We start from the raw sequence: 25,463 nt of genomic DNA on the forward strand, positions 1-25,463 counted from the left end.
TGGATGCCTCCCATGGGACCCGCGTGCGCTGCCGCCCGCAACCGCAGGGCGGCGGACGGCGCCGGTGTCGACTTTACGGGCTTTCGTGACGGTGTGGCTCGTCCTTCCGGCCGGTTCGGGTCCGGCCGGAAGGACGAGCGGGTGCGCGGAGGGTTACAGGGTGGCGGCCGCGGACTTGATGGCGGCGGCGAAGGTGGAGACCTCGGTGTAGACGCCGGGGTAGTTGGGGCGTGCGCAGCCCTGGCCCCAGCTGACGATGCCGACCTGGATCCAGGCGTTGTTGTTGTCGCGGCGGAACATGGGGCCGCCGGAGTCGCCCTGGCAGGTGTCCACGCCGCCCTGGGGGAGGCCGGCGCAGATCTCCTCGGCGGGGACGAGTTCGCTGCCGTAGGAGCTCTGGCAGGAGGCGTCGGAGACGAAGGGGACCTGGGCCTTGAGGAGGTAGCGCTGCTGGCTGCCGCCTTCGCGGGCGGCGCCCCAGCCCGCGACGGTGAAGGTGCCGTTGTCGTAGGCCTTGGTGTCGGCGATCTTGAGGGTGGGCAGGTTGATGGGCTGGGCGAGCTTGATCAGGGCCCAGTCCTTGCCCTGGCCGTTGTAGCCGGGGGCCTGGAGCACCTTGGTGGACTTGACCTTGATGGCGCTGCTGCTCTGGAGGTCGACGACGCCGGCGGTGGCGGTGATGGAGGTGTTGTTGCCGGAGCCGCTGACGCAGTGGGCGGCGGTGAGGACGATCTGCTGGGTGTAGAGGGCTCCGCCGCAGCCCATGGAGAGGCGGACCATGAAGGGGAACTCGCCCTGCGCGGCGCGGGTTCCGCCGACGACGGGGGTCGGCGAGGCGCTGGCGCCCGCGGGCTGGAGGCTGACGGCGGCGAGGGCGACGGCGCCGACGGCGAGGGAACGCTTGACGATTCTGCCGAGGGTGGTCACGGTCAACACACTGCCTTTCGTGGGGGGTTGGGCCGTGCGCGTCATCGGGTGAATGACGCGTCCATGACACATCCAGCTCCGCGCCGCCATCAAGGACGCCTTTTCGGACAAGTTCGGCCCGCCCCGGGAAGAACGAAGATCATTCACCAATCGGCCACGAAAAGTTCCCTACCGGCCAGTAGACACGGGTGCGGTTCTGGCCAACTCTGGTCACGTACATGCCAAGCCGTGACCGAGGAGCGCCCCCACATGCGCATCAGCCGCCGCACCCGCACGTCCCGTACCGCCGCCGCCACCGTGGCCGTCGCCGCCACCGCGATGGCCCTGCTCCCGGCCACCGCCGCCGGAGCCGCCCCCGCCGCATCCGCACCGGTCCCGGCCCCGGTCACCGCCGCCGCCATCACCTCCGCGCCCGGCGGCAACGCGGCGATCCTCGGCATCGACTACGCCACCTGGCAGCGCGACGTGGCCGCCGTCGTCGACGCCGCCCGCCCCGCCATCGAGCGGCGCATCGCCGCCGCCCCGGCCGGCGAGAAGCCCGCGATCGTCCTCGACATCGACAACTCGTCGCTGGAGACGGACTTCCACTGGTTCTGGACGTTCCCGACGCCCGCGATCGAGAAGGTCCGCGCGCTGACCCGGTACGCCGACGAGCGCGGCGTGGCGATCTTCTTCGTCACCGCCCGCCCCGGGATCGTGTACTCGATGACCGAGCGGAACCTGAAGCAGGTCGGCTACCCCGTCAGCGGGCTGTACGTACGGGACCTGCCCGCCCTGTTCGAGCAGGTCAGCGCATACAAGACGGCCAAGCGGGCCGAGATCGAGGCGCGCGGCTACACGATCATCGCCAACATCGGGAACAACGAGAGCGACCTGGTCGGCGGCCACGCCGAGCGCACCGTCAAGCTCCCGGACTACGGCGGCAAGCTGTCCTGACCAGGCGCGCGGGGGCGGCCGCCCACCCGGCGGCCGCCCCGGTCCGGGGCCCTCGGCTCAGCCGCCGCCGCAGTAGATGCGGCTGCCGCCGCTCTCCTCGGGCCATTCGGCGCCGCAGGTGTCGCCGGGTACCCCGGGCTCGTCGAAGAGGAGCATGACCGGCAGGGTGAACAGGCAGGGGGCGGCGAAGAAGACGGCCACCATCCACCAGCCGATGGCGTCCTGGACACCCTGCAGGTCCGGATCCCACATGACCCAGACCTGCGCCGCCCACACGGCGAGGGTCAGCCCCACGGAGAGCCCGTCCCAGCGCTCGAACCGTGTCCGGCGTTCGTCACTCATGCCCCACCCCCGTCACCGGCCCATCGGGCAGGTGTTCCCTTGGTCCGGCAACGGAACACCTGACTCCGTCAGGGGCCGCCGGCCGCGGCGCCCCGCTCGCCCGCGATGGCGTTGACCGCCGCCCAGGCGAAGGCCATCGCCGGGCCGATCGTCGCGCCCGGCCCGGGGTAGGTGTCCCCCGTCACCGCCGCCGAGCAGTTCCCCGCCGCGTACAGGCCCGGGATCGGGGCGGCGTCCTCGCGCAGCACCCGGCCGTCCCCGTCGGTGACCAGGCCGCCCTTGGTGCCGATGTCCCCCGGGTGCACGGGGACGGCGTAGAAGGGGCCCTTCTCGATCGGCGCCAGGTTCGGGTTGGGCAGCGTCGGGTCCCCGTAGTAGCGGTCGTAGACGCTCGCGCCGCGCCCGAAGTCCTCGTCCACGCCCCGCTCCGCGAAGCCGTTGAACCGGCGGACGGTGGCCGCGAGGGCGGGCGCGGAGATCTGCCGGGCCAGTTCCTCCACGGTGTCGGCCCTCTTCACGAAACCGCTCTCCAGCCACCTCTTCGGGAAGGGCTGCCCGGGGAAGAGCCCCGCGAAGATGTAGCGGGCCCGGGAACGGGCGTCGAGGACCAGCCAGGACGGCACCGTGGTCGCCTCCGGCCGGTCGGCGGCGTACATCCGGTCGGTGAAGGCGTGGTACGGCAGGGCCTCGTTGGCGTACCGCTCCCCCGCCTCGTCGACGATGACCATCCCCGGGATGCCCCGGTCGGCGACCAGGAAGAACGGCCTCTCCCCCGGCGGGCACACCGACGGCGCCCCCCACACCCGGTCCAGCAGGTCCGTCGCCGCGCCCAGCTCCTCGCCGAGCCGCAGGGCGTCGCCGGTCTGGCCGGGCGAGGCGTGCGTCCAGGCGGTGGAGGTGGGCGCGGGCAGGTGCTTCTCGCGCAGGGCCTGGTCGTGCGAGAAGCCGCCCGAGGCCAGCACCACCCCGCCCCGGGCCCGTACGGCGACCTCGCGGCCCGCCTGCGTGACGCGTACGCCGGCCACCCGGCCGGCCGCGTCCGTGACCAGCCCGGTCAGCGGGGCGGACAGCCACAGCTCCCCGCCGAGCCGGTCCAGGGAGAGCCGCAGCCGCGCCACCAGGGCCTCGCCGAGGGAGACGGGCCTGCGCCCGGTGGCGAGCGCGCCCAGCGCCCGCGCCCCCACCTTCAGGGCGGTCCGCCGGCCGGCCCGCGTACGGGTGACCATGTTCAGGAAGCGGAAGTCGTACGAGGTCATCGTCAGCCCGTACGTGGGCAGGCCCGCCCGGCGCATGGACCGGGCCCGCTCCCCCAGCCGCCGCAGGTCCACCACGCACGGCTCGACGGAGCGGCCCTGGGCCATGCCGCCCTGCGCCTCCGGGAAGTAGTCCGGGTAGCCGGGGGTGTACATGAAGCGGACCTCGGTGCGCTCGTGGAACTCCCGCACCATCCGCGGCCCGTGGCTGAGATAGGCCTCCTTGCGTGCCGCGGGGACCCGGTCGCCGACGGTGGCGTCGAGGTAGGCGCGCGCCTTCTCGCGGGTGTCGGCGATGCCGGCCCGGTCGAGGTGCAGGTTGCCGGGGACCCAGATCGCGCCGCCGGACAGCGCGGTGGACCCGCCGTACAGCTCGGTCTTCTCCACGACGAGGGCGCTCAGGCCGCGCAGCCGGGCGGTGACGGCCGCGGCGAGCCCGGCGGCGCCGGAGCCGACGACGACCACGTCGTACTCGTAGGCGTACTCGTGCCGGTCTGTCATCCGAAGGCTCCGGTGGCGTAGTCGCTGCGGAAGTACAGCAGGGGCGATCCGTCCGCGCGGGCGGCGAGGCCGAGGACGCGGGCGGTGACGAGGTGGTGGTCGCCGGCCTCGTGGACGGCCTCCGGGGCGCAGTCGAGGGTGGCGAGCGCGCCGGGGATGCGGACGGCGCCGTAGGGGCCGGCCTCCCATTCCAGCCCGGCGAACTTGTCCCCGCCGGGCCGGCCGAGGGCCTCGCAGACGGCCCGCTGCTCCTCGGCGAGGACGCTGACCCCGAACCGGCCGGCGGCCCGGATCCGGGGCCAGCTGGTGGAGGACCTGCCGACGCACAGCAGGACGAGCGGCGGGTCGAGGGAGAGGGAGGCGAAGGACTGGCAGGCCAGGCCGGCGGGGCGGCCGTCGCCGTCGAGGGCGGCGACGACGGCGATGCCGGAGGCGAAGGCGCCGAGGACCTCGCGGAAGGTGTCGGCGGGCGGGGTCAGCCGTTCCACTGGTGGCCCCAGAAGCTGTCGGCGGTGATCTCCTTCGCGGTCCAGGCGGCGGGGTCGACGAGGAGGCCGTCCCAGCCGTACTCGACCTGGAAGCCGCCGGGGGCCTGGGCGTAGAAGGACACCATGTGGTCGTTGGAGTGCCGGCCGAGGGTGGAGGCGATGGGGATGCCGGCCGCGTTCATCCGGTCGAGGCAGTAGCCGACGTCGTCCAGGCGCTCCAGCTCGACCATGAAGTGGACGATGCCGGGGGGCAGCGCGCCGGGGTAGAGGCCGAGGCTGTGGTGGCGGCGGTTGGGGCTGAGGAAGTGCATCCGGTGGAAGTCGGGGCCGGGGGCGGCGGTGGGGACGGCGGCCGGGGGCAGCTTCATCGAGTCGCGCAGCTGGAAGCCGAGGAGATTCTCGTAGAAGTCGAGGGTGGCGTCGGTGTCGGGGGCGGGGAGCACGACGTGGCCGAGGCCGAGGTCCTGCCCGGCGGCGGCGGTGACGAAGCGGTTGCCGTACCGGGCGGGGAGCGGGGTGTGGTCCTGGGCCTGGCCCCAGTAGAGCTCCAGGGGGTTGCCGCTGGGGTCCTCGGTGTGGACCAGGCCCTGGACGCGGCGGTCGGCGAGGGTGGCGGTGTCGGCGGGCTTGGCGGGGAAGCCGGCGGCTTCGAGTTCGGCGGCGGCCTCGGCGAGGGCGCGGGCGCCGGGGAGTTCGAAGCCGGCGGCGAGGAGCCGGTCGTGGTTCCCGGCGGTGAACTGGAAGCGGTGGGCGCGGTCGTCGATGCGGACGTTCAGCAGGCCGTCCGTGCCGCCCCGCGCCTCGGCCATGCCGAGGACGTCGAGGACGAACGTGCGCCAGGCGGGGAGGTCGGTGGTCTCGATGCGGAGGTAGCCGAGTGCGCGGATGTCCATGCGGGATCCCTGTTCAGTGGAGGAAGAAGTCGGTGGCGAGGCGGTTGAACTCGTCGGCGGCCTCGGTCTGCGCCCAGTGGCCGCAGCGGGGGAAGACGTGCAGGCGGGCGTCGGGGATGGCCTTGAGGGCGAGGAGGGCGCCGTCGACGGGGTTGACCCGGTCCTCCCGGCCCCAGGTCAGCAGGACGGGGCAGGTGATGCGGTGGGCGTCGCGCCAGAGCATGGTCTCCTCGGGCCACTTCGCGAACGAGGCGGCCATGCGGGCACCCCCGAGCCGGGCCTCGGGGTCGGTGGCCTGCGCGTAGCGCTCCTCGACGAGGGCGTCGGTGACGACGGCCGGGTCGTGGGCGAGGGTGGTGAGGAACGTACGCATCTGCGCGCGGGTGGGGTCGGCGCTGGCGGCGAACTCTGTCAGGCGGCGGATGCCCTCGGTGGGGTCGGCGGAGAAGAGGTTGAGGGAGATCCCGCCGGGCCCCATGAGCAGCAGCTTCGCGACCCGGTCCGGGTGGTCGAGGGCGAGGCGGGCGGCGGTGCCGCCGCCGAGGGAGTTGCCGATGAAGTGGGCGCGTCCGATGCCGAGTTCGTCCATCAGGGCCACGACCGCGCGGGCGCTGTAGGCGAAGTAGTGGCGGTCGGGTTCGGGCTTGTCGGAGCGGCCGTAGCAGGGCTGGTCGACGAGCAGGGTGCGGAAGCGTCCGGCGAAGTGGGGCAGGTTGGCTCCGAAGTTGGACCAGCCGGAGGCTCCGGGGCCGCCGCCGTGCAGCATGATCACGGCGGGGGCGTCGGCGGCGGGGGCGTCGGGTCCGGCCTCGTGGAGGTGGAGGGTGAGGCCGCCGGCCTTCACGAGGCGGGAGGTGTTCTCGTAGGTGAGCTCTTCGCCGGTGTTCACAGCATGGTGTCCTGGATGTCGAGGCCGAGGGCGCCCTGGCCGAAGAGGACCAGGGCCCGTTCGGGGTCGTTGGCGGCGTGGCCGCGGCCGGTGTGGACGTCGCGCCAGGCCCGCTGGAGGGGGTTCGGCCCGGTGCGCATGGCGCTGCCGCCCGCGTTCTCCATGAGCAGGTCGACGGCGGCGACGCAGCGTTCGGTGGCGAGGACCTGGTCGCGGCGGGCACGGGTGCGCAGCCGTACGGGCAGGGGTTCGCCGCGTTCGGCGAGGGCGTACAGCTCGTCGATGTTGCGCCGCAGCTGGAGCCAGGAGGCGTCGATGTCGCTCGCCGCGCGGGCGATGCGGACCTGGGCGAAGGGGTCCTCGGCGACCTGCTGGCCGTAGGAGACGCGGAACCGTTCGCGGGTGGCGGCCACGTAGTCCTCGTAGGCGCCCTCGGCGATGCCGACGACGGGGGTGGAGATGGTGGTGGTGAAGACGGCCGCGTAGGGCAGGCGGTAGACGGGTTCGGGGTTGGCGGCGTGGCCGGGGACCTGGAGGGCGGTGACCGGGCCGAAGCTGAGGGCGCGGTGCTCGGGGACGAAGACCTGGTCGAGGACGATGTCGTTGGAGCCGGAGCCGCGCAGGCCGACGGTGTCCCAGACCTCGTCGATCCGGTACTCGGAGCGGGGGACGAGGAAGGTCCGCATGTCGACGGGGCGGCCTTCGGCGTCGGTGACGAGGCCGCCGAGCAGGGCCCAGTCGGCGTGGTCGCAGCCGGAGGAGAAGTGCCAGCGGCCGCTGAGGGTGAAGCCTCCGGTGGCGGGGTCGACCCGTCCGGTGGGGGCGTACGAGGAGCAGATGCGGGTGTCGCGGTCCTCGCCCCACACCTCCTGCTGGGCGCGGGGGTCGTAGAGGGCGACGTGCCAGGGGTGGACGCCGAGGACGGAGGCGACCCATCCGGTGGAGCCGCAGGCCTTGGCCACTTCCTTGACGGCGGAGTAGAAGACGCCGGGGCGGGCGGCGCGGCCGCCGTGGGCGCGGGGCTGGAGGAGCCGGAAGAAGCCGGTGTCCGCCAGCTCCTTGATGCTCGCGTCGGGGACCTTGCGCTGGGCCTCCGCCTCGGCGGCGCGTTCGCGCAGGGCCGGGGCGAGGGCGCGGACTGCGTCGAGGACGTCTTCGTCGCTCATGGTGTCCCTTCTCTGGGTCGTCGGACGGGCCGACGGCTGCGGGGTGCGGTGAAGGTACGTCCGCGGCCGCGGGGCGTGGAACGCGGTGTTCCCGCTGAGCGGGAAGGCCCTGCGGAGCAAGGCACTGAGGAGCAAGGCCCTGCGGAGCAGCACAGGGCAACAGGACTATCAGGAGTATTACTGAATGAAATACATGGCTCCCGGTGCTTCCCTGCGCCCCGGGGCCCGTGGCAGGGTCGCCCCAACGCCTCACGCAGGGGGTTTCTCGTGCTCGACCAGGTCATGGAGACCGAGCAGGCGCCGCTGTCGCTGCTGGAGAAGGCCGCGAAGGTGCTGGGCGCCTTCGAGGGCGCGCAGCCGCGGCTCTCGCTCACCGAGGTGGTGCGCCGCTCCGGGATCCCGCGCTCCTCCGCCCACCGGATCCTGGACCAGCTGGTGCGGCTGCGCTGGCTCGACCGCGACGGCCGGGACTACCGGATGGGCATGCGGATGCTGGAGCTGGGCGCCCTCGCCTCCCACCACAACCGGCTGCGCCGGGCCGCCCTCCCTCTGCTGCACGGGCTGCACGAGCGGACCGGGCAGCTGGTGCACCTCTCGGTGCTGGACGGGGCCGAGGTGGTCTGCCTGGAGCGGATCGGCGGCTCGGACACCACCGCCGTGCCCTCCAGGGTCGGCGGCCGGATGCCCGCGCACGCCACGGCCGCCGGGAAGGCGGTGCTCGCGTTCAGCGATCCCGCCACCGTCGAGCACGTCCTCGCCCAGGGGCTGCGCCCGCGCACGGCCCGCACCCTGGTCCGGCCGCTCGCGCTGCGCGCCGAGCTGGCGGCGACCCGGGAGCGGGGGATCGCCTACGACCGGGAGGAGAGCTTCCGGGGCGTCTCCTGCGTGGCGGCGCCGCTGCGGGGCTCCGGGCGGGCCATCGCCGCCGTCTCGGTCTCCTCCTGCCGGGGCGACCGCGAACTGGCCCGGCTCGCGCCGGCCGTCCAGGCCTGCGCGCGGGCGGTCTGGCGGGAGCTGTACGGGCCCGGCCGCGCGGGCCGTCCGGGGTCCGTACCGCCCGCCGACCTGGAGCCGGCGGTGTCGGCGCGGGCGATGGACAACATGATGGGCTGGCTGCGGTTCAGCGAGTGGATGTAGCGGGTAGTCATATGGCAGCGCACCAGAAGGGCTCCGGCCCCGACCCCTCGCCAGGGGGCCGGGCCCGGAGCCCTTCCGCCGTCCGCGCTACGCGTCGAAGGTGATCCGGACCCGGTCGGACAGCGGGAGCGCCTGGCAGGCCAGGACGTACCCCCCGGCCAGGTCCTCGCCGTCCAGGACCTCGTTGCGGGCCATCCGCACCTCGCCCTCCACCACCCGGCAGCAGCAGGCGGCGCAGGCCCCCTCCCGGCAGGAGTACGGGGCTTCGAGCCCGGCGGCGAGCAGCGCGTCGAGCAGGACGGTCCCCCGGTCCCAGGCGACGGTACGGGTGAGCCCGTCGAGCACCGCCTCGGCGACGGCGGCCCCCGGCCCGGCGGGAGCGGGGCCGGGGGCGGGGCCGGGGGCCGGCTCGGCGAACACGTCGCCGCCCAGCGAGAAGTAGCGCTCGCGGTGGATCCGGCCCCCGGGTGCCCCGGCCGCGCGCAGGGCGGCTTCGGCGGCGTCCATCAGCGGGCCCGGCCCGCACAGCCACGCCTCGCGCCCGGCGTACGGGGCCAGCAGGCCCCCGAGCCGGTCCGGGGCCGGCAGCCCCTGGAGCTCCTCCAGCCAGTGCACGACGGTGAGCCGCCCGGGGTGCGCCCCGGCCAGTTCCCGCAGCTCGTCCCGGAAGATCACCGACCCGGCATCGCGGTTGGCGTACACCAGGGCCACCCGTCCCCCGCCGGCCGCCAGGGCCGACTTGGCCAGGGAGAACACCGGGGTGATCCCGCTCCCGCCGGCCACGAGCAGCAGGTCGGCGTCCAGGCCGCCGGGGCCGGGGGTGAAGGTTCCGGCGGGCGGCAGCACCTCCAGTTCGTCGCCCGGGCCGACCCGGTCGCACAGCCAGGTGGAGCCGCGGCCGCCGGGGACCCGCTTGACGGTGATGCGCATCGGCTCGCCGGTGTGCGGGGAGCCGGCCAGGGAGTAGCAGCGGGCCGCGCCGCCGGGTATCCGGACGGTGAGGAACTGCCCCGGGCGGTAGGGCAGTTCCGCGTCCAGGACGAGGGAGACGGCGTCCGGGGTCTCCTGGACGCGGGCCGTGACGCGGACGCGCAGGCTGCCGGAGGCCGCGCCCGGGGGCCCGGGCGCGCGGGTCCGCGCGAGGACGTCGGGGTGGTCAGGCACCGGCGGGCACCTCCAGCCGGCCCTCGCGGACGGCGGCCTCGATGCTCGCGCTCAGCGCCGGGCAGGAGCGGACGCGGGCGCTGGGCCTGCCGTCGGCGGCCTCCGCGGCGATGCGCGGGCAGACGGCGGCGGCTTCGGCGGTCCACTGGACCTGGGTGTGGGCGGGGCTGAACTTCTCGCACAGCACCTCGTTGCCGCACTCCCCGCACACGACGGGGCGCATCAGCCGGCCTCGGCGCGGCGGGCGGCGAGGTTGGCGGCGACCTCGGCCTGCCAGGCGGCCGTGGCGCGGGTGGTGTCGATCTCGAACTCGAAGCGGCGGACCATCTCGTCCTCGACGTCGGCGGCGTCCACGTAGAACTGCTCGTACCAGCGGCGGAGCTGGTAGACGGGGCCGTCCTCCTCGGTGAGGAGGGGGTTGTCGATGCGGGTCTTGTTCCGCCAGATCTCCACGTCCTGCTCGAAGCCGACGGCGAGTCCCCCGGCGGTGAGGCGGGCGGCCTCGGCGGCCTGTTCGCCGCTCATGCCGGGGAGCCGCTTCACGATCGCCCCGTACATCAGCACGAAGCTGTTCTCGTCGACGGGGTAGTGGCAGTTGATGAGGACGGATTCCATCTCCTGGCCGCCGCCGACGTCGCTCCACAGCCGGTCGATCATGTAGGAGGGGCCGTGGTAGGAGGCGTCGGAGCGCAGGCCCCCGCCGGTGGAGAGGGTGCCGAGGTCGACGTCGCCGCGCGGGGTGGACTCCATGTACTGGGTGGCGACGTGCCCGTCGAAGACGTTCTTGAAGTAGTGCGGGAAGGCGTAGTGCACGTAGTAGAAGTGCGCCATGTCCACGACGTTGTCGACGATCTCGCGGCAGTTGGCGTTCTCGACGAGCAGGGAGTTCCAGCTCCAGTCGCTCCATTCGTCGCCGCCGTAGCCCTCGATGGCGGGGATGGTGACGTCCGCGGGCGGCGGGTTCCCCTCGGGGTCGTGCCAGACGTAGAGCTGGCCGTTGCGTTCCAGGGTGGTCCAGGCGCGGGTGCGGGCGCGGGGCGGGACGCGGCGGGCGTAGGGGACGGCGGCGCAGCGGCCGTCGCCGGACCAGCGCCAGTCGTGGAAGGGGCAGGCGACGGTGTCGCCCTTGACGGTGCCGTGGGCGAGGTTGCCCCCCATGTGGGGGCAGTAGGCGTTCAGGACGTGCAGGGCGCCGTCGTCGCCGCCCTGGAAGACGACCAGCCGGGTGCCGAAGGCCCGCACCTCGTGCGGGGTGCCGTCGCGGAAGGCGGCGGCGAGGCCGAGGCAGTGCCAGCCGCGGGCGAAGCGGGTGGGGACGGCGGCGGCCCGGATGACGCGCGGGCCTTCGTCCTCGCCTGCCGTGGGGGTGGGGGTGGGGATGGTCGAGGTCATGGGCTGGCGCCCTCCACTTCTTCGGGGTGAGCGGTCGGGACGGGAACGGGCGGCTCAGCGCTCGGCGGCGAGTTCGAGCGCGATGTCGATCAGCTGGTCCTCCTGGCCGCCGACGAGACGGCGTTCGCCGGCGCGCAGCAGGATCTCGGCGCCGGAGACCCCGTAGCGCCCGGCCTGCCGCCAGGCGTGCTTGAGGAAGCTGGAGTAGACGCCCGCGTGGCCCATCAGCAGGGACATCCGGTCGAGGAGGCACTCCTCGTCCATGACGGGGCGGACCACGTCCTCGGCCGCGTCGATGATCTTCAGGACGTCGATGCCGGTGCGGATGCCCATCTTCTGGCAGACGGCGGCGAACGCCTCGACGGGCGTGTTGCCGGCGCCCGCGCCGAGGCGGCGGGTGGAACCGTCGATCTGGAGGGCTCCGGCGCGGACGGCGGCGACGGAGTTGCCGACACCGAGGCCGAGGTTCTCGTGACCGTGGAAGCCGACCTGCGCGTCGTCGCCGAGTTCGGCGACGAGGGCGGCGACGCGGTCGGTGACCTCGTCCATGACGAGCGCTCCGGCGGAGTCGACGACGTACACGCACTGGCAGCCGGCGTCGGCCATGATCCGGGCCTGGCGGGCGAGGGCCTCGGGGGTGGTGGAGTGGGCCATCATCAGGAAGCCGACGGTCTCCAGGCCCATCTCGCGGGCGAGGCCGAAGTGCTGGACGGAGATGTCGGCCTCGGTGCAGTGGGTGGCGATCCGGCAGATCCGCCCGCCGTTCGCGTGGGCGGCGCGGATGTCGTCCTTGACTCCGAGTCCGGGGAGCATCAGGAAGGCGATCTCCGCGTGGCGGGCGGTCTCGGCGGCGGCCTTGATGAGTTCCTGCTCGGGGGTCTTCGAGAAGCCGTAGGTGAAGGAGGAGCCGCCGAGACCGTCGCCGTGGGCGACCTCGATGACGGGTACGCCGGCGTCGTCGAGGGCGGCGACGACCGCCCGTACGTCCCGGGCGGTGAAGCGGTGGCGCTTGGCGTGGGAGCCGTCGCGCAGGGAGGAGTCGGTGACGCGGACGTCGAGCGCGCCGGAGTACGTCTTCACGGGTTTCACGGGTTTCACAGGTTTCACAGGTTTCACAGGTGGAGGCCCTTCGCGAACTCCTCGCCGACCTTCGTGGCGGCGGCGGTCATGATGTCGAGGTTCCCGGCGTAGGGCGGCAGGTAGTCGCCGGCGCCCTCCACCTCCAGGAAGACGGCGACCCGGGCGGTGCCCCCGTTCTGCGGGGAGGGGTCGTCGAACTGCGGCTCGGCGCGCAGCCGGTAGCCGGGTACGTACGAGGCCACGTCCTCGGCGACGGCCTTGATCGAGGCGGTGACCGCCTCGCGGTCGGTGTCGGCGGGGATGGCGCAGAAGACGGTGTCGCGCATGACGACGGGGGGCTCGGCGGGGTTGAGGATGATGATCGCCTTGCCTCGGGCGGCGCCGCCGATCCCCTCGATGCCGCGGGCGGTGGTGCGGGTGAACTCGTCGATGTTGGCGCGGGTGCCGGGGCCGGCCGAGACGGAGGCGACCGAGGCGACGATCTCAGCGTAGGCGACGGGCACCACGCGCGAGACGGCGTACACGATGGGGATGGTGGCCTGGCCGCCGCAGGTGATCATGTTGACGTTGGCGGCGTCGAGGTGGGCGGTGAGGTTGGCGGCCGGGACGACCGCGGGGCCGACGGCGGCCGGGGTCAGGTCGACGGCCCTGATGCCGAGTTCGGCGTAGCGGGGGGCGTTGGCCCGGTGCACGTACGCGGAGGTGGCCTCGAAGACCAGGTCGGGCAGCTCCCGCTGGGCGAGGAGCCGGTCGACGCCCTCGTGGGAGGCCTCGATCCCGGCCCGGCGGGCGCGGGCGAGGCCCTCGCTGTCGGGGTCGACGCCGATCATCCAGCGGGGTTCGACGTACGGGGAGCGGAGCAGCTTGTGGAGGAGGTCGGTGCCGATGTTGCCGGAGCCGACGATGGCGGCGGTCGCTTTCTTCATGCGCACCTCAGCGTTCAGCGGGAGGGAGGTCAGCGGAAGGAGAGGGAGACCGGGCCGAGCCCGGTGAAGGTGGCGGTGTAGGTCCGTCCGGCGTGGACGTCGACGGCGCGGGTGCAGGATCCGGGGAGGATCAGGTGGCCCGCGCGCAGGCGGACTCCGAAGCGGGCGACGGTGCGGGCCAGCCAGGCCACGGCGGTGGCGGGGTCGCCGAGCACGGCGTCGGAGCGGCCGGCGGCGAGGGTTTCGCCGTCGCTGTCGAGGCGGGCCTCGATGGCCTTCAGGTCCAGTTCGCGCGGGTCGCGGCCCTCGCCGATGGCGTAGCCGGCGGAGGAGGCGTTGTCGGCGATGGTGTCGGCGATCGTGATGCGCCAGTCCGCGATGCGGCTGTCGATGAGTTCCAGGGCGGGCACGACGCGTTCGGTGGCGGCCAGTACGTCGGCCTCGGTGCAGCCCTCCCCCGGCAGGTCGGCGCCGAGGACGAAGCCGACCTCGACCTCGATCCGGGGCGCGCAGTACGCGGCGGCCCGGACGGGGGTGCCGGGGCTCAGCTCCATGGTGTCGAGGAGGTGGCCGTAGTCGGGTTCGGTGACGCCCATCATCGCCTGCATGACGGGCGACGAGAGGCCGACCTTGTGGCCGGTCACGGTGGCGCCGTCGGCGCAGCGGCGGCGGACGTTCAGGAGCTGGATCTCGTACGCGTCCTGCGTGCCGATCCCCTCGAACAGCTCGGCCAGCGGGCGTACGGGCGTCCGTGCCAGTTCCGCCGCGCGCAGCAGCCCGGCGGCCTCGCGCCTGAGCCGTTCGTTCGGCATGGGGGTCCTCCCGGCTGCGGTGGTGTGTGGTGCCGCAGACGGTAGGCGCGGGGCGGTGGCGTGCGGGAGCCGGTGTTCCCGCTGAGCGGGAACACCGGCCCGGTGGCGTGGCCGCCGGCGGGGGCTAGCCCTTCTTCGGGCCGCCGGGGCAGACCTGCCAGGCGAGGTGGTAGAGGGTGCTGACGCTGGCGTCGGTGGAGTCCATGGCCATGAAGCTGGTGGCCTGGGGGCTGGAGGTGCCGGCGTTCACCCGGAGTTCGGTGTTGATGTTGAAGTTGCGCTTCTCGCCGCACGGGGCCCAGACGAGGTCGGCGTACTCCGTCTTGTCGCTCGTCTGCCAGTTGTCGTTGAGGGGGCCGGTGAACTGGTGGGTCCGCTGGGAGGTCTGCGGCATTCCCTGGAAGTAGTAGTTCGCCCGCTCCTGGCCGGAGGCGCCGGGCTGGAGGAACGCGAATCCCCGGTAGTCGGCCTGCACGATGGCGTAGGTGAAGCCGGAGGGCACGTGGACGCGGAGGTTGAGCTGGCAGTTCTTGCGGAAGGCGGTCGGCGGGGCGCCGGGCCCGACCTGGGCCATGTAGTCGCTGTAGGTGACGGTGAAGGCGGTGTTGTCGGGGGCGACGGCGACCTGGGCGGTGCCTTCGCGGCAGCCGGAGCCGTTGACGGTGGCGAGCTCGATCACGATCTTGTCGGGCGGGACGGTGATCGGGCCGCCGGCGACGGCGGGGGTGGAGGCGGTGACCAGCGCGGCGGCCGCGGCACCGATGAGCAGGGTGCGGGTCCTGGGACGAGACATCGTTGTCACTCCTGACCTTCGGGTAGCTGCTTCGGGCACCTGCGTCAGCCGGCGGGACATTCCTTCCACTCGAAGTGGTAGACGGTGCTGACGCTGCCGTCGGTGGAGTCCATGCTCATGAAGCTCAGCGCCTGCGGGCTGGAGGTGCCGCCGTAGACCCGCAGTTCGGTGTTGACGTTGAGGTTGCGCTCCTCTCCGCAGGGGGCCCAGACGAGGTCGGCGTACTCGGTCTGGTCGCTGGCCTGCCAGTTGTCGCTGACGGGGCCGTTGAACTGGTGGGTGGTGCGGGCCGTCTGGGCGTTGCCCTGGAAGTAGTAGTTCGCGCGCTCCTGGCCGTAGGCCCCGCGCTGGAGGTGGGCGAAGCCGCGGTAGTCGGCGCGGGCGATGGCGTACGTGAACCCCTGGGGGACGTGGATCCGCAGGGCCAGCTGGCAGTTCTTGCGGAAGTCGGTGCCGCCGGAGCCGGCGCCGGTCTGGGCGAGGTAGTTGCTGTAGGTGACGGTGAAGGCGGTGTTGTCGGAGGCGGCGGCGACGGTGGCGGTGCCCTGGGGGCAGCCGGAGCCGTTGACGCCGACGACGTCGACGGTGATGCGGCCGGGCGGCGGGATGTACGGGGGGTCGGCCGGGGCGTGGGCCTGGGCGGGTGCGGCGGCCACGGCCGAGAGCACCGTGATGGCGGCGCCGACGGCGATTCTGCGGAGCGGCATGCGGGGTCCCCATTCGGATCGGGAATTGGGATTTCGGCGTGGACATGCCATCACGCTGCCGCTGGGGCGGGGAGGGCGTGATACGGCCAAGGCCGCTCCGGGGTCCCCCCGCCCCCGCCCCCTGGCCGGAACCGAGGGCTCCGCCCCCCGCTCCACACCGCCCACCAGGCCGGGGCCGCCGCCCCTGATCCACCCCCGCCGCCACGATGGCCGGTTCCCCCAGAGGTGCGCCGCTGCGCGGGGCGAGGTCCCCTACCCGCCCCTCTCCCGCTCACCGGGGCGGCGCCCCGGACCCCCGCGCCTCAAACGCCGGCGCGGCCATTGAGGCGACGGGCGCGCAGCGCCCGTACCGGGGTCAGGGGCGGAGCCCCTGGGAACGGTGGAAGGGCGGGGAGGGGCAAGCCCCGCGCAGCGGCCCCCACCCGCACCCGCCAGGTCCCGGCGGCCTGCGGCCGGGGTCGGGTCAGCGGGCCCCGTATACCGGCTGGGCCGGTTCCGCGTCGGCGAGGAGCTTCGTGACGGCCGCCCCCGCACCGGACGGAGTCCACCTCGCGCCGCGGTCGGCGGTGGGGCCCGGCCGCCAGCCCTCCATCACCGTGATCCGGCCGCCCTCCACCTCGAACACCCGCCCGGTGACCCCCGCCGAGTCCTCCGAGCCGAGCCACACCACCAGCGGGGACACGTTCTCCGGGGCCATCGCGTCGAAGTCCCCGGTCTCCGGCGGGGCCATGGACTCGGCGAAGGTCTGTTCCGTCATCCGGGTCCGCGCCGCCGGGGCGATCGCGTTGACCTGGACCCCGTACCGGTCCATCTCGGCCGCCGCCACCAGCGTCAGGCCGAGGATCCCCGCCTTGGCCGCGCTGTAGTTGCCCTGGCCGACGGAGCCCAGCAGCCCCGCCCCCGAGGAGGTGTTGACCACCCGGGCGGCCCGCGGCCGCCCGGCCTTCGCCTCGGCCCGCCACCACGCGGCGGCCGCCCGCAGCGGCAGGAAGTGCCCCTTGAGGTGCACCCGCATCACCGCGTCCCAGTCGGCCTCCCCGAGGTTGACCAGCATCCGGTCCCGCAGGAACCCGGCGTTGTTGACCAGGGTGTCCAGGCCGCCGAAGGCGGAAACCGCGCAGTCCACCAGCGAGGCCGCGCCCCCCTCCGAGGCTATGTCCCCGCCGTGCGCCACCGCCTCGCCGCCCCGCGCCCGGATCTCCTCGACGACCAGCGACGCCGGGCTGTCGGGCCCCGGCCGGCCGTCCACGCCCACCCCGAGGTCGTTGACGACCACCCGCGCGCCCTCCGCCGCGAAGGCCAGGGCGTGGGCCCGGCCCAGTCCCCGTCCCGCGCCCGTCACGATCACCACGCGTCCGTCCGCAATGCCCATGTCCGCCTCAGCTCTCCTTGTTGACCGTTGCCGCGTCCAGGAACGCGGGCCGTTCCCCGCCGCCGTGCACCAGCAGGCTCGCGCCGCTCACGTAGCCCGCCCGGCCGGAGGCCAGGAACACCGCCGCCTCCCCCACGTCCGAGGGTTCGGCCAGCCGTCCCAGCGGCACGGTGGCGCCGACCGCCGCGACGCCCGCCTCGTCCCCGTAGTGCAGGTGCGCCAGCTCGGTCCGCACCATGCCCAGGACGAGCGAGTTGACGCGTACTTCGGGCGCCCATTCCACGGCCATCGAGCGGGCCAGGTTCTCCAGGCCCGCCTTGGCCGCGCCGTAGGCGGCCGTCCCGGGCGAGGGGCGGGTGCCGCTGACACTGCCGACCATGACGACCGAGCCGCGGCTCTCGCGCAGCCACGGGTACGCGGCGAGCGAGGCCGTCATCGGGGCCACCAGGTTGAGTTCGACGACCCGGGCGTGCCGCTCGGCGCCGCCCTCCCCCAGCAGCCGGTACGGGGTCCCGCCGGCGTTGTTCACCAGGCAGTCGAGCCGCCCGTGGCGCTCGCCGACGGCGTCGAAGAGCTCCCGTACGGCGGCCGGGTCGCGCAGGTCCACGGCGGTGAAGGCGGCCCGCCGCCCGTCCGCCGCCACCGGCTCCCGCGGCGGCCGCCGGGCGCAGACGACGACCTCCGCCCCGGCCGTGAGGAACGAGCGCGCGATCCCGGCGCCCACCCCCCGGGTTCCGCCGGTGACGACGACAACCCTCCCATTGAGCTCCATCGGCTGCTACCTTCCTCACCTGGCAAGCACCTAACAAATGTTTGGTGGAAAGGTAGCTGATCCGCTCATGGGTGTCTCCACCTCCGGCCCGGCCAAGGGCATCGCACTCGTCACAGCCGACTTCCCGCCCGTCAACGCGCTCCCCGTCCAGGGCTGGTACGACCTGGCCGACGCGCTGCGCGCCGCCGGCCGGGACCCCGAGGTCCGCTGCGTGGTCCTGGCCGCCGAGGGCCGGGGCTTCAACGCCGGGGTCGACATCAAGGAGATGCAGCGCGACAACGGGCACGCCGCCCTCGTCGGCGCCAACCGCGGCTGCTACGAGGCCTTCGCCGCCGTCTACGAGTGCGAGGTGCCGGTGGTCGCCGCCGTGAACGGGTTCTGCCTGGGCGGCGGCATCGGCCTGGTCGGCAACGCCGACGCGATCGTCGCGAGCGAGGACGCCGTCTTCGGGCTCCCGGAACTCGACCGGGGCGCCCTCGGCGCCGCCACCCACCTGGCCCGGCTCGTCCCGCAGCACCTGATGCGGGCCCTGTACTACACCTCGCGCACCGCCACCGCCGCCGAACTCCACGCGCACGGCTCCGTCTGGAAGGTGGTCCCGCCCGAACGGCTGCGGGACGCCGCCCTGGAGCTGGCGGCCGAGATCGCCAAGAAGGACGGCTACCTGATCCGCCTGGCCAAGGCGGCCATCAACGGCATCGACCCCGTCGACGTGCGCCGCAGCTACCGCTTCGAACAGGGCTTCACCTTCGAGGCGAACCTCAGCGGGGTCGCCGACCGCGTCCGCGACACCTTCGGCAAAGGACGGACCGCATGACGGACAAGACGATGACCCCCGAAGAGGTGGTCGGGCAGCTGAGCAGCGGAATGACCGTCGGCATCGGCGGCTGGGGCTCCCGGCGCAAGCCGATGGCCCTGGTGCGGGCACTGCTCCGCTCCGAGATCACCGATCTCACCGTGGTCTCGTACGGCGGCCCCGACGTCGGACTGCTGGCCGCCGCCGGACGGATCCGCAGACTCGTCGCCCCCTTCGCCACCCTCGACTCCATCGCCCTGGAGCCCAACTTCCGGGCCGCCCGCGAGAGCGGGGCCATCGCCCTCACCGAGTACGACGAGGCCATGTTCATGTGGGGGCTGCACGCCGCCGCGAACCGGCTCCCCTTCATGCCCGTCCGGGCCGGCCTCGGCTCCGACGTCATGCGCGTCAACCCCGAACTGCGCACCGTCACCTCCCCGTACGCCGACGGCGAGGAGTTCGTCGCCGTCCCCGCCCTGCGCCTGGACGCGGCCCTGGTCCACCTCAACCGCGCCGACCGGCTCGGCAACGCCCAGTACCTGGGCCCCGACCCCTACTTCGACGACCTCTTCTGCGAGGCCGCCGACGCCGCCTACGTCTCCTGCGAACAGCTCGTGGAGACCGCCGAGCTGGCCAAGTCCGGCCCCCCGCAGTCCCTCCTGGTCAGCCGGCACTCCGTCACCGGCGTCGTGGAGACCCCGAACGGCGCGCACTTCACCTCCTGCGCGCCCGAATACGACCGCGACGAGGCCTTCCAGAAGCTGTACGCGTCCACCCCCTGGCCCGAGTTCGCCGCCCGCTTCCTGGCCGGCGGCAGCGAGCACGACTACCAGACCGCCGTCCGGACCTGGCACGAGGAGCAGAAGTGACCGCCGCGACCGCCGCCACCCGACCGGAACACTGCGTGATCGCCTGCGCCGAGGCCTGGCGCGACAACGGCGAGGTCCTCGCCAGCCCGATGGGGCTGATCCCCTCCTTCGGGGCCCGGCTCGCCAAGCGCACCTTCTCCCCCGACCTGCTGCTCACCGACGGCGAGGCCCTGCTCGTCGGCCTCGACGGCACGCCCGAGGGCTGGCTGCCGTACCGCCGCCACCTGACGATGGTCACCGGCGGACGGCGGCACGTGATGATGGGCGCCAGCCAGATCGACCGGTACGGCAACCAGAACATCTCCTGCATCGGCGACTGGGAGCGGCCCTCCCGCCAGCTCCTCGGGGTCCGCGGCGCGCCCGTCAACACCCTGAACAACCCGGTGAGCTACTGGGTCCCCAAGCACTCCCCCCGGGTGTTCGTCGAGCGCGTCGACATGGTCAGCGGGGTGGGCTACGACCGGGCGGAGGCGGCCGGGGTGGCCCGCTTCCACCGGCTGCCGCGGGTGGTCAGCGACCTCGGGGTCTTCGACTTCACCGGCCCGGACCACTCGATGCGCCTGGCCTCCCTGCACCCGGGGGTCACGGTCGAGCAGGTCCGCGCGGCGACCGGGTTCGAGCTGGCGGTCGCGGACGACGTCCCGTACACGCGCGAGCCCGGCGCCGAGGAGCTGCGGCTGATCCGCGAGGTGATCGACCCCCGGGGCCTGCGCGACCGGGAAGTCCGGGTCTGAGGCGCGGCGGCGAGGGAGCGAGGGAGCGAGGGAGCGGCGATGGAGACGGCATTCACCAAGCTGGTCGGGGTCCGGTACCCGATCGTGCAGACGGGCATGGGCTGGGTGGCCGGGCCGCGCCTGGTCTCGGCGGCGGCGAACGCGGGGGCGCTGGGCGTCCTGGCCTCGGCGACGATGACCGTGGACCAGCTGCGGGCGGCGGTCCAGGAGGTCAGGTCCCGTACGGACGCGCCGTTCGGGGTGAACCTGCGCGCGGACGCCGGGGACGCGGCCGAGCGGGTGCGGCTGATCATCGACGAGGGCGTGCGGGTGGCCTCGTTCGCGCTCGCCCCGTCCCGGGAGCTGATCGCCCGGCTGAAGGACGCCGGGGTGGTGGTGATCCCCTCGATCGGGGCGCGCCGGCACGCCGAGAAGGTCGCGGCCTGGGGTGCGGACGCGGTGGTCGTGCAGGGCGGCGAGGGCGGCGGGCACACCGGTGACGTGGCCACCACGGTGCTGCTGCCGCAGGTGGTCGACGCGGTGGACATCCCGGTGATCGCGGCGGGCGGCTTCAGCGACGGCCGCGGCCTGGTCGCGGCCCTCGCGTACGGGGCGGCGGGCATCGCGATGGGCACCCGCTTCCTGCTGACCTCCGATTCCACCGTCCCGGACGCGGTGAAGGCCGAGTACCTGAAGGCCACGGTCAAGGACGTCACCGTCACCACGGCGGTCGACGGGCTGCCGCACCGGATGCTGCGCACCGAGCTGGTCACGGCCCTGGAGCGGTCGGGCCGGGCCGGGGCGCTGGCGCGGGCGGTGCGGCACGCGGCCGGCTTCCGGAAGCTGTCGGGCCTGTCCTGGGCGCAGATGGTGCGCGACGGCCTGGCGATGAAGCACGGCAAGGACCTGTCCTGGAGCCAGGTCCTGCTGGCGGCGAACACCCCGATGCTCCTGAAGGCGTCCATGGTCGAGGGCCGTACGGACCTCGGCGTCATGGCATCGGGCCAGGTCGCGGGGGTGATCGAGGATCTGCCGTCCTGTGCGGAACTCGTCTCCCGGGTCATGGCCGAAGCACGACAGGCAATGGAAGCACTGCACTCGCTCCACACCCTGCCACCACCAGGGTGATCCCCCTTCTCCGCTGACAGGAGTCGCAAAGATGAGCCGTGCCCGAATCCGCCTGGCGACCGCGGCGGCGGCCGCCGTCCTCGCCGCCCTGACCCTGCCCGCCGCCTCCGCGTACGCGGCGCCGGCGGACGCCGCCGCCACCGCCGCCAGGCACCCGCAGCACCGGCCGTACGCGCCGGAGACGATCCGGCAGATCCCCCTCCAGGGCGCCGTCAACCTCCGGGACATCGGCGGCTACCGCACCTACACCGGCGGTCAGGTCCGCCAGGGGCTGGTGTACCGCTCCGACGCGCTGAGCAAGCTGACCCCGGCGGACATCACCACCGTCTCGGGCCTGGGCCTCACCAAGGTCGTGGACTTCCGCATCCCGATGGAGCTCCAGTACGACGGCGCCGACCGGCTGCCGTCCGGGCTCTCGGCCACCTCCCGCCCGATCAGCGACCTGGGCCTGTACGGCACCCTGGTCGGGGCGATAGCCACCGGCGACCCCGTGAAGCAGGAGCAGATGCTCGGCGGCGGGCGGGCCGAGGCGTACATGCGCGACGTCTACCGCAGTTTCGTGACCGGCCCCGAGAACCGGGCGCAGCTGGCGGCGACGCTGCGGGAGATCGCGGACGGGAACCAGGGTCCGCTGCTGTACCACTGCACGTCCGGCAAGGACCGCACGGGCTGGCTGAGCTACGTCCTGCTGCGGTCGCTGGCCGTGCCGCGGGAGACGGCGGAGCGGGACTACCTGGCCTCGAACACGTTCCGGGCGGCGTACGACGCCCAGGTGCGGGCGGGTCTGAAGCAGTCGGGGCGGATGCAGAACCCGGACCTGCTGATCCCGCTCCAGGAGGTCCGCCAGGACTACCTGGACGCGGCGACGGGGCAGCTGGAGGCCGACTACGGCGGCTTCTACGGCTACCTCACGGACGGCCTGGGCCTGGACCTGCGGACGCTGGTGAAGCTGCAGAACAAGCTGGTCCGCTGAACGGGCGGGGAACGCGGAACGCCGGGCGGTGCGCAGTGCGCGCCGCCCGGCGTCCTGTCGTCCGTGCCGCGGGTCAGACCGCCCGGCGGCGGCCCTGGCCGCCCGTGCCGACGCGGCTGCGCGCGGAGGCCGCGGCGGCACCGCCGCCGGAGGCCGAGCCGCCGGAGCGCCGGCCCTGGGCGGGGGCGCCGCCGGTGCCCTGGCCGCCGCCTTGGCCGCGGCGGGCCTGGCCCGAGCCGGCGGCGGGGGCCTGCCCGGAGGCGGAGCCGCCGGAGCGCCGGCCGCGGCCGCCGGCCGCGGGGGCGGAGCCGGTGGCGGAGCCGCCGCGGGGGCCGCCCGAGCGGCGGCGCGAGGAACCGGAGCCGGAGCCCGAGCCGGTGCGCGGCTTGGGCTGCGGGGGCTGGGGGACCTCCAGCACGACGGGGACGCCGGAGGGCTCGCGGGCGCCGGTGAGGCGGGACAGCTCCTCGTCGGAGGACTTGACCTGGGCGGTGCGCGGGGTGATCCCGGCGTCCGACATCAGGCGGGACATGTCGCGCTTCTGGTCGGGCAGGACCAGGGTGACGACGCTGCCGGACTCGCCGGCGCGGGCGGTGCGGCCGCCGCGGTGCAGGTAGTCCTTGTGGTCGGTCGGCGGGTCCACGTTGACGACGAGGTCGAGGTCGTCGATGTGGATGCCGCGCGCGGCGACGTTGGTGGCGATCAGCGCGGTGACCTCGCCGGTCTTGAACCAGTCGAGGGTGCGGTTGCGCTGCGGCTGGGAGCGGCCGCCGTGCAGGCCGGAGGCGCGGACGCCGTCGGCGAGGAGCCGCTTGACCATGCGGTCGACGCCCCGCTTGGTGTCCACGAACATGATGACCCGGCCGTCGCGGGCGGCTATGCGGGTCGCCACGGCCTTCTTGTCGGTCTCGTCCATGACGTACAGGACGTGGTGCTCCATGGTGCTGACCGCGCCGGCGGACGGGTCGACCGAGAAGGCGACCGGGTCGTCCAGGAACATCTTGACGAGCTTGTCGATGTTCTTGTCGAGGGTCGCCGAGAACAGCATGGTCTGGCCGCCGGGCTCGACCTGCTTGAGCAGGGCGGTGACCTGCGGCATGAAGCCCATGTCGGTCATCTGGTCGGCCTCGTCGAGGACGGTGATCGAGACCTGCGAGAGGTCCGCGTCACCGCGGTCGATCAGGTCCTTCAGACGGCCGGGGGTGGCGACGAGCACCTCGGCGCCGCGGCGCAGCGCGCCGGCCTGCCGGTTGATCGACATGCCGCCGACGACGGTCGCGATGCGCAGGTTGACGGCCGTGGCGTAGGGGCTCAGGGAGTCGGTGACCTGCTGGGCGAGCTCGCGGGTCGGTACGAGGACCATCGCGAGCGGCGCCTTGGGCTGGGCGCGGCGGCCGGCGGTGCGGGAGAGCAGGGCCAGGCCGAAGGCGAGGGTCTTGCCGGAGCCGGTGCGGCCGCGGCCGAGCAGGTCGCGGCCGGCGAGCGAGTTCGGCAGGGTGGCGGCCTGGATGGGGAACGGCTCGGTGACGCCCTGGGCGGCGAGGGTCTTCAGCAGCGCCTCGGGCATGTCCATGTCCTCGAACGCGGGGATCGGCGGGAGGGCCGGGACCTGCGGCTCGGGCATGGTGAATTCCTGGGGCCGGGGGGCGGGGGCGGACTTCTGCCGTCCCGCGCCAGCCTTCGGACGACCCTGGGCCGCACCTCGACCCCGGGTGGGGCGGCGGCTGGGGCGTGCGGAGCTGGAGCTGGTCATGCGGAAAAGCCCTCCTGAAACCGGCAGGTAGAACAAAGGTCGAGACATGCAGACAAGCCGGGGCCCGCACCTCGCGGCGCGGACCCCGGCATGCTGAGGAAATTAGGCGGGCTGGATGTTCTCCGCCTGGGGGCCCTTCTGGCCCTGCGTCACGTCGAAGGACACGCGCTGGCCCTCCTGGAGCTCACGGAAGCCCTGCATGGCGATGTTCGAGTAGTGGGCGAAGACGTCCGGGCCGCCGCCGTCCTGCTCGATGAAGCCGAAGCCCTTTTCCGAGTTGAACCACTTCACGGTGCCAAGTGCCATTTGAATCTCCTGAATAGGCGGCAAGGGCCCCATCCGGGAGAATCCGGCAAAAACAATAAAAGCGCCTGCGGAGCAATCCCGTCAGGCGCACATAATGTTCATGGGTACCACAACTGCAACACCTTGAGGCTAGCACACCCCGGCCGGGCGGCGCTGCGACCCACTTCACTCGGGCCCCAGCCCCGCCGGTCGGAGCCGTCGCTAGAGCCGCTCGATGATCGTCACGTTGGCCTGGCCGCCGCCCTCGCACATGGTCTGGAGGCCGTAGCGGCCGCCGGTGCGTTCCAGCTCGTGCAGCAGGGTGGTCATCAGCTTCACGCCCGTGGCGCCCAGCGGGTGGCCCAGGGCGATGGCGCCTCCGTTGACGTTGACCCGGTCCGGGTCGGCGCCCGTCTCCTTCAGCCAGGCCAGGACCACCGGGGCGAAGGCCTCGTTGATCTCGACCAGGTCGATCTCGTCCAGGGTGAGCCCGGTCTTCTTCAGGGCGTACGCGGTCGCCGGGATCGGGGCGGACAGCATGCGGATGGGATCCTCGCCGCGGACCGACAGGTGGTGGATGCGGGCCCGGGGGGTCAGGCCGTGCTCGGCGACCGCCCGGTCGGAGGCGATCAGCATGGCCGCCGCGCCGTCGGAGACCTGGGAGGAGACGGCCGCGGTGATGGTGCCGCCCTCGACGACCGGCTTCAGGCCGGCCATCTTCTCCAGGGTGGTGTCCCGGCGCGGACCCTCGTCCACCCGGACCTCCCCGTAGGCGACGGTCTCCCGCTCGAAGCGGCCCTCGTCGATGGCGCGCAGCGCCCGCTGGTGGGAGCGCAGGGCGAACTCCTCCATGTCACGGCGCGAGATCCCCCACTTCCCGGCGATGAGCTGCGCCCCGTGGAACTGGTTGACCGGCGCGTCCCCGTAGCGGGCCCGCCAGCCGGCCGATCCCGCGTAGGGGCCCTCGGTGAGGCCCAGCGGCTCGGCCGCCTGCCGGGAGGCGAAGGCGATGGGGATCATCGACATGTTCTGGGTGCCGCCCGCGACCACCAGGTCCTGGGTCCCGGACAGGACGCCCTGCGCCGCGAAGTGCACGGCCTGCTGGGAGGAGCCGCACTGCCGGTCGACGGTGACGCCGGGGACCTCCTCGGGCAGGCCGGCGGCCAGCCACGCCGTCCGGGCGATGTCGCCCGCCTGCGGCCCGACGGTGTCCAGGCAGCCGAACACGACGTCCTCCACCGCGGCCGGGTCCACTCCGGACCGCTCGACCAGCGCCTTCAGGACGTGCGCGCCCAGGTCGGCGGGGTGCACGGCGGACAGGCCGCCGCCGCGCCGCCCCACGGGGGTGCGTACGGCGTCGACTATGTAGGCCTCGGGCATGGCGGGCTCCTCAACG

The 25,463-nt window shown here is 73.7% G+C and carries 27 protein-coding genes; 7 read left to right on the forward strand and 20 right to left on the reverse strand.

The window, feature by feature from the left end; genetic code table 11:
* Positions 1 to 153: 153 nt before the first annotated feature.
* On the reverse strand, positions 154 to 972 hold the full coding sequence (locus ACQKM2_RS22780) for a serine protease (protein WP_427712402.1): 819 nt from the start codon (positions 970 to 972) through the stop codon (positions 154 to 156).
* Positions 973 to 1,176: 204 nt separating this feature from the next.
* On the opposite strand from ACQKM2_RS22780, the gene ACQKM2_RS22785 reads away from it, so the two are divergent.
* The gene (locus tag ACQKM2_RS22785; RefSeq protein WP_427712405.1) at positions 1,177 to 1,863 is read left to right on the forward strand and encodes an HAD family acid phosphatase; all 687 of its coding nucleotides are present in this window, start codon (positions 1,177 to 1,179) and stop codon (positions 1,861 to 1,863) included.
* Between the two features lie 57 nt (positions 1,864 to 1,920).
* Here the strand turns inward: ACQKM2_RS22785 and ACQKM2_RS22790 are convergent, their stop codons facing one another.
* From ACQKM2_RS22790 to hsaA, 6 genes are all read right to left on the reverse strand, one after another.
* Positions 1,921 to 2,205: a hypothetical protein gene (locus tag ACQKM2_RS22790; protein WP_427712407.1), complete on the reverse strand. Its 285-nt coding sequence runs from the start codon at positions 2,203 to 2,205 to the stop codon at positions 1,921 to 1,923.
* Positions 2,206 to 2,273: 68 nt separating this feature from the next.
* On the reverse strand, positions 2,274 to 3,959 hold the full coding sequence (locus tag ACQKM2_RS22795) for an FAD-dependent oxidoreductase (RefSeq protein WP_427712409.1): 1,686 nt from the start codon (positions 3,957 to 3,959) through the stop codon (positions 2,274 to 2,276).
* Positions 3,956 to 4,447, reverse strand: coding sequence for a flavin reductase family protein (locus ACQKM2_RS22800; RefSeq protein ID WP_427712410.1), 492 nt, complete (start codon positions 4,445 to 4,447; stop codon positions 3,956 to 3,958). The genes ACQKM2_RS22795 and ACQKM2_RS22800 overlap by 4 nt, the downstream gene beginning before the upstream one ends.
* Entirely contained in the window at positions 4,435 to 5,340 is a 906-nt protein-coding gene (locus ACQKM2_RS22805; RefSeq protein ID WP_427712413.1) for a VOC family protein, read from the reverse strand. The genes ACQKM2_RS22800 and ACQKM2_RS22805 overlap by 13 nt, the downstream gene beginning before the upstream one ends.
* Before the next feature lie 13 nt (positions 5,341 to 5,353).
* Positions 5,354 to 6,229: a 4,5:9,10-diseco-3-hydroxy-5,9,17-trioxoandrosta-1(10),2-diene-4-oate hydrolase gene (gene hsaD / locus ACQKM2_RS22810; protein ID WP_427712416.1), complete on the reverse strand. Its 876-nt coding sequence runs from the start codon at positions 6,227 to 6,229 to the stop codon at positions 5,354 to 5,356.
* Entirely contained in the window at positions 6,226 to 7,395 is a 1,170-nt protein-coding gene (hsaA, locus tag ACQKM2_RS22815) for a 3-hydroxy-9,10-secoandrosta-1,3,5(10)-triene-9,17-dione monooxygenase oxygenase subunit (RefSeq protein ID WP_427712418.1), read from the reverse strand. Before hsaA ends, hsaD begins: the two co-directional genes overlap by 4 nt.
* Before the next feature lie 267 nt (positions 7,396 to 7,662).
* On the opposite strand from hsaA, the gene ACQKM2_RS22820 reads away from it, so the two are divergent.
* The gene (locus ACQKM2_RS22820; RefSeq protein ID WP_427712420.1) at positions 7,663 to 8,532 is read left to right on the forward strand and encodes an IclR family transcriptional regulator; all 870 of its coding nucleotides are present in this window, start codon (positions 7,663 to 7,665) and stop codon (positions 8,530 to 8,532) included.
* Between the two features lie 87 nt (positions 8,533 to 8,619).
* On the opposite strand, the gene ACQKM2_RS22825 is transcribed toward ACQKM2_RS22820, so the two are convergent.
* From ACQKM2_RS22825 to ACQKM2_RS22870, 10 genes are all read right to left on the reverse strand, one after another.
* Positions 8,620 to 9,696, reverse strand: a complete 1,077-nt coding sequence (locus tag ACQKM2_RS22825; RefSeq protein WP_427712423.1) for a 2Fe-2S iron-sulfur cluster-binding protein — start codon at positions 9,694 to 9,696, stop codon at positions 8,620 to 8,622.
* Positions 9,689 to 9,919, reverse strand: coding sequence for a ferredoxin (locus ACQKM2_RS22830; RefSeq protein ID WP_427712425.1), 231 nt, complete (start codon positions 9,917 to 9,919; stop codon positions 9,689 to 9,691). The genes ACQKM2_RS22825 and ACQKM2_RS22830 overlap by 8 nt, the downstream gene beginning before the upstream one ends.
* Entirely contained in the window at positions 9,919 to 11,088 is a 1,170-nt protein-coding gene (locus ACQKM2_RS22835) for a Rieske 2Fe-2S domain-containing protein (protein WP_427712427.1), read from the reverse strand. The genes ACQKM2_RS22830 and ACQKM2_RS22835 overlap by 1 nt, the downstream gene beginning before the upstream one ends.
* Before the next feature lie 54 nt (positions 11,089 to 11,142).
* The gene (gene dmpG, locus ACQKM2_RS22840) at positions 11,143 to 12,168 is read right to left on the reverse strand and encodes a 4-hydroxy-2-oxovalerate aldolase (protein WP_427712430.1); all 1,026 of its coding nucleotides are present in this window, start codon (positions 12,166 to 12,168) and stop codon (positions 11,143 to 11,145) included.
* Between the two features lie 32 nt (positions 12,169 to 12,200).
* A complete protein-coding gene (locus tag ACQKM2_RS22845) occupies positions 12,201 to 13,094 on the reverse strand; it encodes an acetaldehyde dehydrogenase (acetylating) (RefSeq protein WP_427712432.1) in 894 nt (297 codons plus the stop codon).
* A 29-nt stretch (positions 13,095 to 13,123) separates the two neighbouring features.
* Positions 13,124 to 13,906 (reverse strand): 2-keto-4-pentenoate hydratase, encoded by a 783-nt coding sequence (locus tag ACQKM2_RS22850; protein WP_427712434.1) that lies wholly within the window; start codon positions 13,904 to 13,906, stop codon positions 13,124 to 13,126.
* A 124-nt stretch (positions 13,907 to 14,030) separates the two neighbouring features.
* Positions 14,031 to 14,699 carry a DUF4360 domain-containing protein gene (locus ACQKM2_RS22855; RefSeq protein ID WP_427712437.1) on the reverse strand — a complete coding sequence of 223 codons (669 nt, stop codon included), beginning with the start codon at positions 14,697 to 14,699 and terminating at the stop codon, positions 14,031 to 14,033.
* Between the two features lie 44 nt (positions 14,700 to 14,743).
* Positions 14,744 to 15,406, reverse strand: coding sequence for a DUF4360 domain-containing protein (locus tag ACQKM2_RS22860; protein WP_427712439.1), 663 nt, complete (start codon positions 15,404 to 15,406; stop codon positions 14,744 to 14,746).
* A gap of 463 nt (positions 15,407 to 15,869) precedes the next feature.
* Positions 15,870 to 16,778 carry an SDR family oxidoreductase gene (locus ACQKM2_RS22865; RefSeq protein ID WP_427712441.1) on the reverse strand — a complete coding sequence of 303 codons (909 nt, stop codon included), beginning with the start codon at positions 16,776 to 16,778 and terminating at the stop codon, positions 15,870 to 15,872.
* A 7-nt stretch (positions 16,779 to 16,785) separates the two neighbouring features.
* Complete coding sequence (locus ACQKM2_RS22870) at positions 16,786 to 17,550, reverse strand: SDR family oxidoreductase (RefSeq protein ID WP_427712444.1); 765 nt, start codon at positions 17,548 to 17,550, stop codon at positions 16,786 to 16,788.
* Between the two features lie 67 nt (positions 17,551 to 17,617).
* Here ACQKM2_RS22870 and ACQKM2_RS22875 point away from each other — a divergent pair, with 67 nt between their 5' ends.
* From ACQKM2_RS22875 to ACQKM2_RS22895, 5 genes are read left to right on the forward strand one after another with little or no spacing between them, the layout of a single operon-like run.
* Positions 17,618 to 18,367, forward strand: coding sequence for an enoyl-CoA hydratase family protein (locus ACQKM2_RS22875; RefSeq protein WP_427712446.1), 750 nt, complete (start codon positions 17,618 to 17,620; stop codon positions 18,365 to 18,367).
* Positions 18,364 to 19,215, forward strand: a complete 852-nt coding sequence (locus ACQKM2_RS22880) for a CoA transferase subunit A (protein WP_427712448.1) — start codon at positions 18,364 to 18,366, stop codon at positions 19,213 to 19,215. The genes ACQKM2_RS22875 and ACQKM2_RS22880 overlap by 4 nt, the downstream gene beginning before the upstream one ends.
* Entirely contained in the window at positions 19,212 to 19,949 is a 738-nt protein-coding gene (locus ACQKM2_RS22885; RefSeq protein WP_427712450.1) for a CoA-transferase subunit beta, read from the forward strand. The genes ACQKM2_RS22880 and ACQKM2_RS22885 overlap by 4 nt, the downstream gene beginning before the upstream one ends.
* A 39-nt stretch (positions 19,950 to 19,988) precedes the next feature.
* A complete protein-coding gene (locus ACQKM2_RS22890) occupies positions 19,989 to 21,056 on the forward strand; it encodes an NAD(P)H-dependent flavin oxidoreductase (protein WP_362469136.1) in 1,068 nt (355 codons plus the stop codon).
* 31 nt (positions 21,057 to 21,087) lie between these two features.
* A complete protein-coding gene (locus ACQKM2_RS22895; protein WP_427712454.1) occupies positions 21,088 to 22,029 on the forward strand; it encodes a tyrosine-protein phosphatase in 942 nt (313 codons plus the stop codon).
* Positions 22,030 to 22,102: 73 nt separating this feature from the next.
* Here the strand turns inward: ACQKM2_RS22895 and ACQKM2_RS22900 are convergent, their stop codons facing one another.
* The 3 genes from ACQKM2_RS22900 to ACQKM2_RS22910 all read right to left on the reverse strand — a co-directional run bounded on the left by ACQKM2_RS22900 (position 22,103) and on the right by ACQKM2_RS22910 (position 25,447).
* Entirely contained in the window at positions 22,103 to 23,782 is a 1,680-nt protein-coding gene (locus tag ACQKM2_RS22900) for a DEAD/DEAH box helicase (protein WP_427712457.1), read from the reverse strand.
* Between the two features lie 102 nt (positions 23,783 to 23,884).
* The gene (locus ACQKM2_RS22905) at positions 23,885 to 24,088 is read right to left on the reverse strand and encodes a cold-shock protein (protein ID WP_390685784.1); all 204 of its coding nucleotides are present in this window, start codon (positions 24,086 to 24,088) and stop codon (positions 23,885 to 23,887) included.
* Positions 24,089 to 24,289: 201 nt separating this feature from the next.
* Positions 24,290 to 25,447, reverse strand: a complete 1,158-nt coding sequence (locus ACQKM2_RS22910) for an acetyl-CoA C-acetyltransferase (RefSeq protein ID WP_427712460.1) — start codon at positions 25,445 to 25,447, stop codon at positions 24,290 to 24,292.
* Between the last annotated feature and the right edge of the window lie 16 nt (positions 25,448 to 25,463).

The sequence above is a fragment of the Streptomyces sp. NPDC004126 genome (assembly GCF_050275515.1).
In the GTDB taxonomy this organism is placed as follows: domain Bacteria; phylum Actinomycetota; class Actinomycetes; order Streptomycetales; family Streptomycetaceae; genus Streptomyces.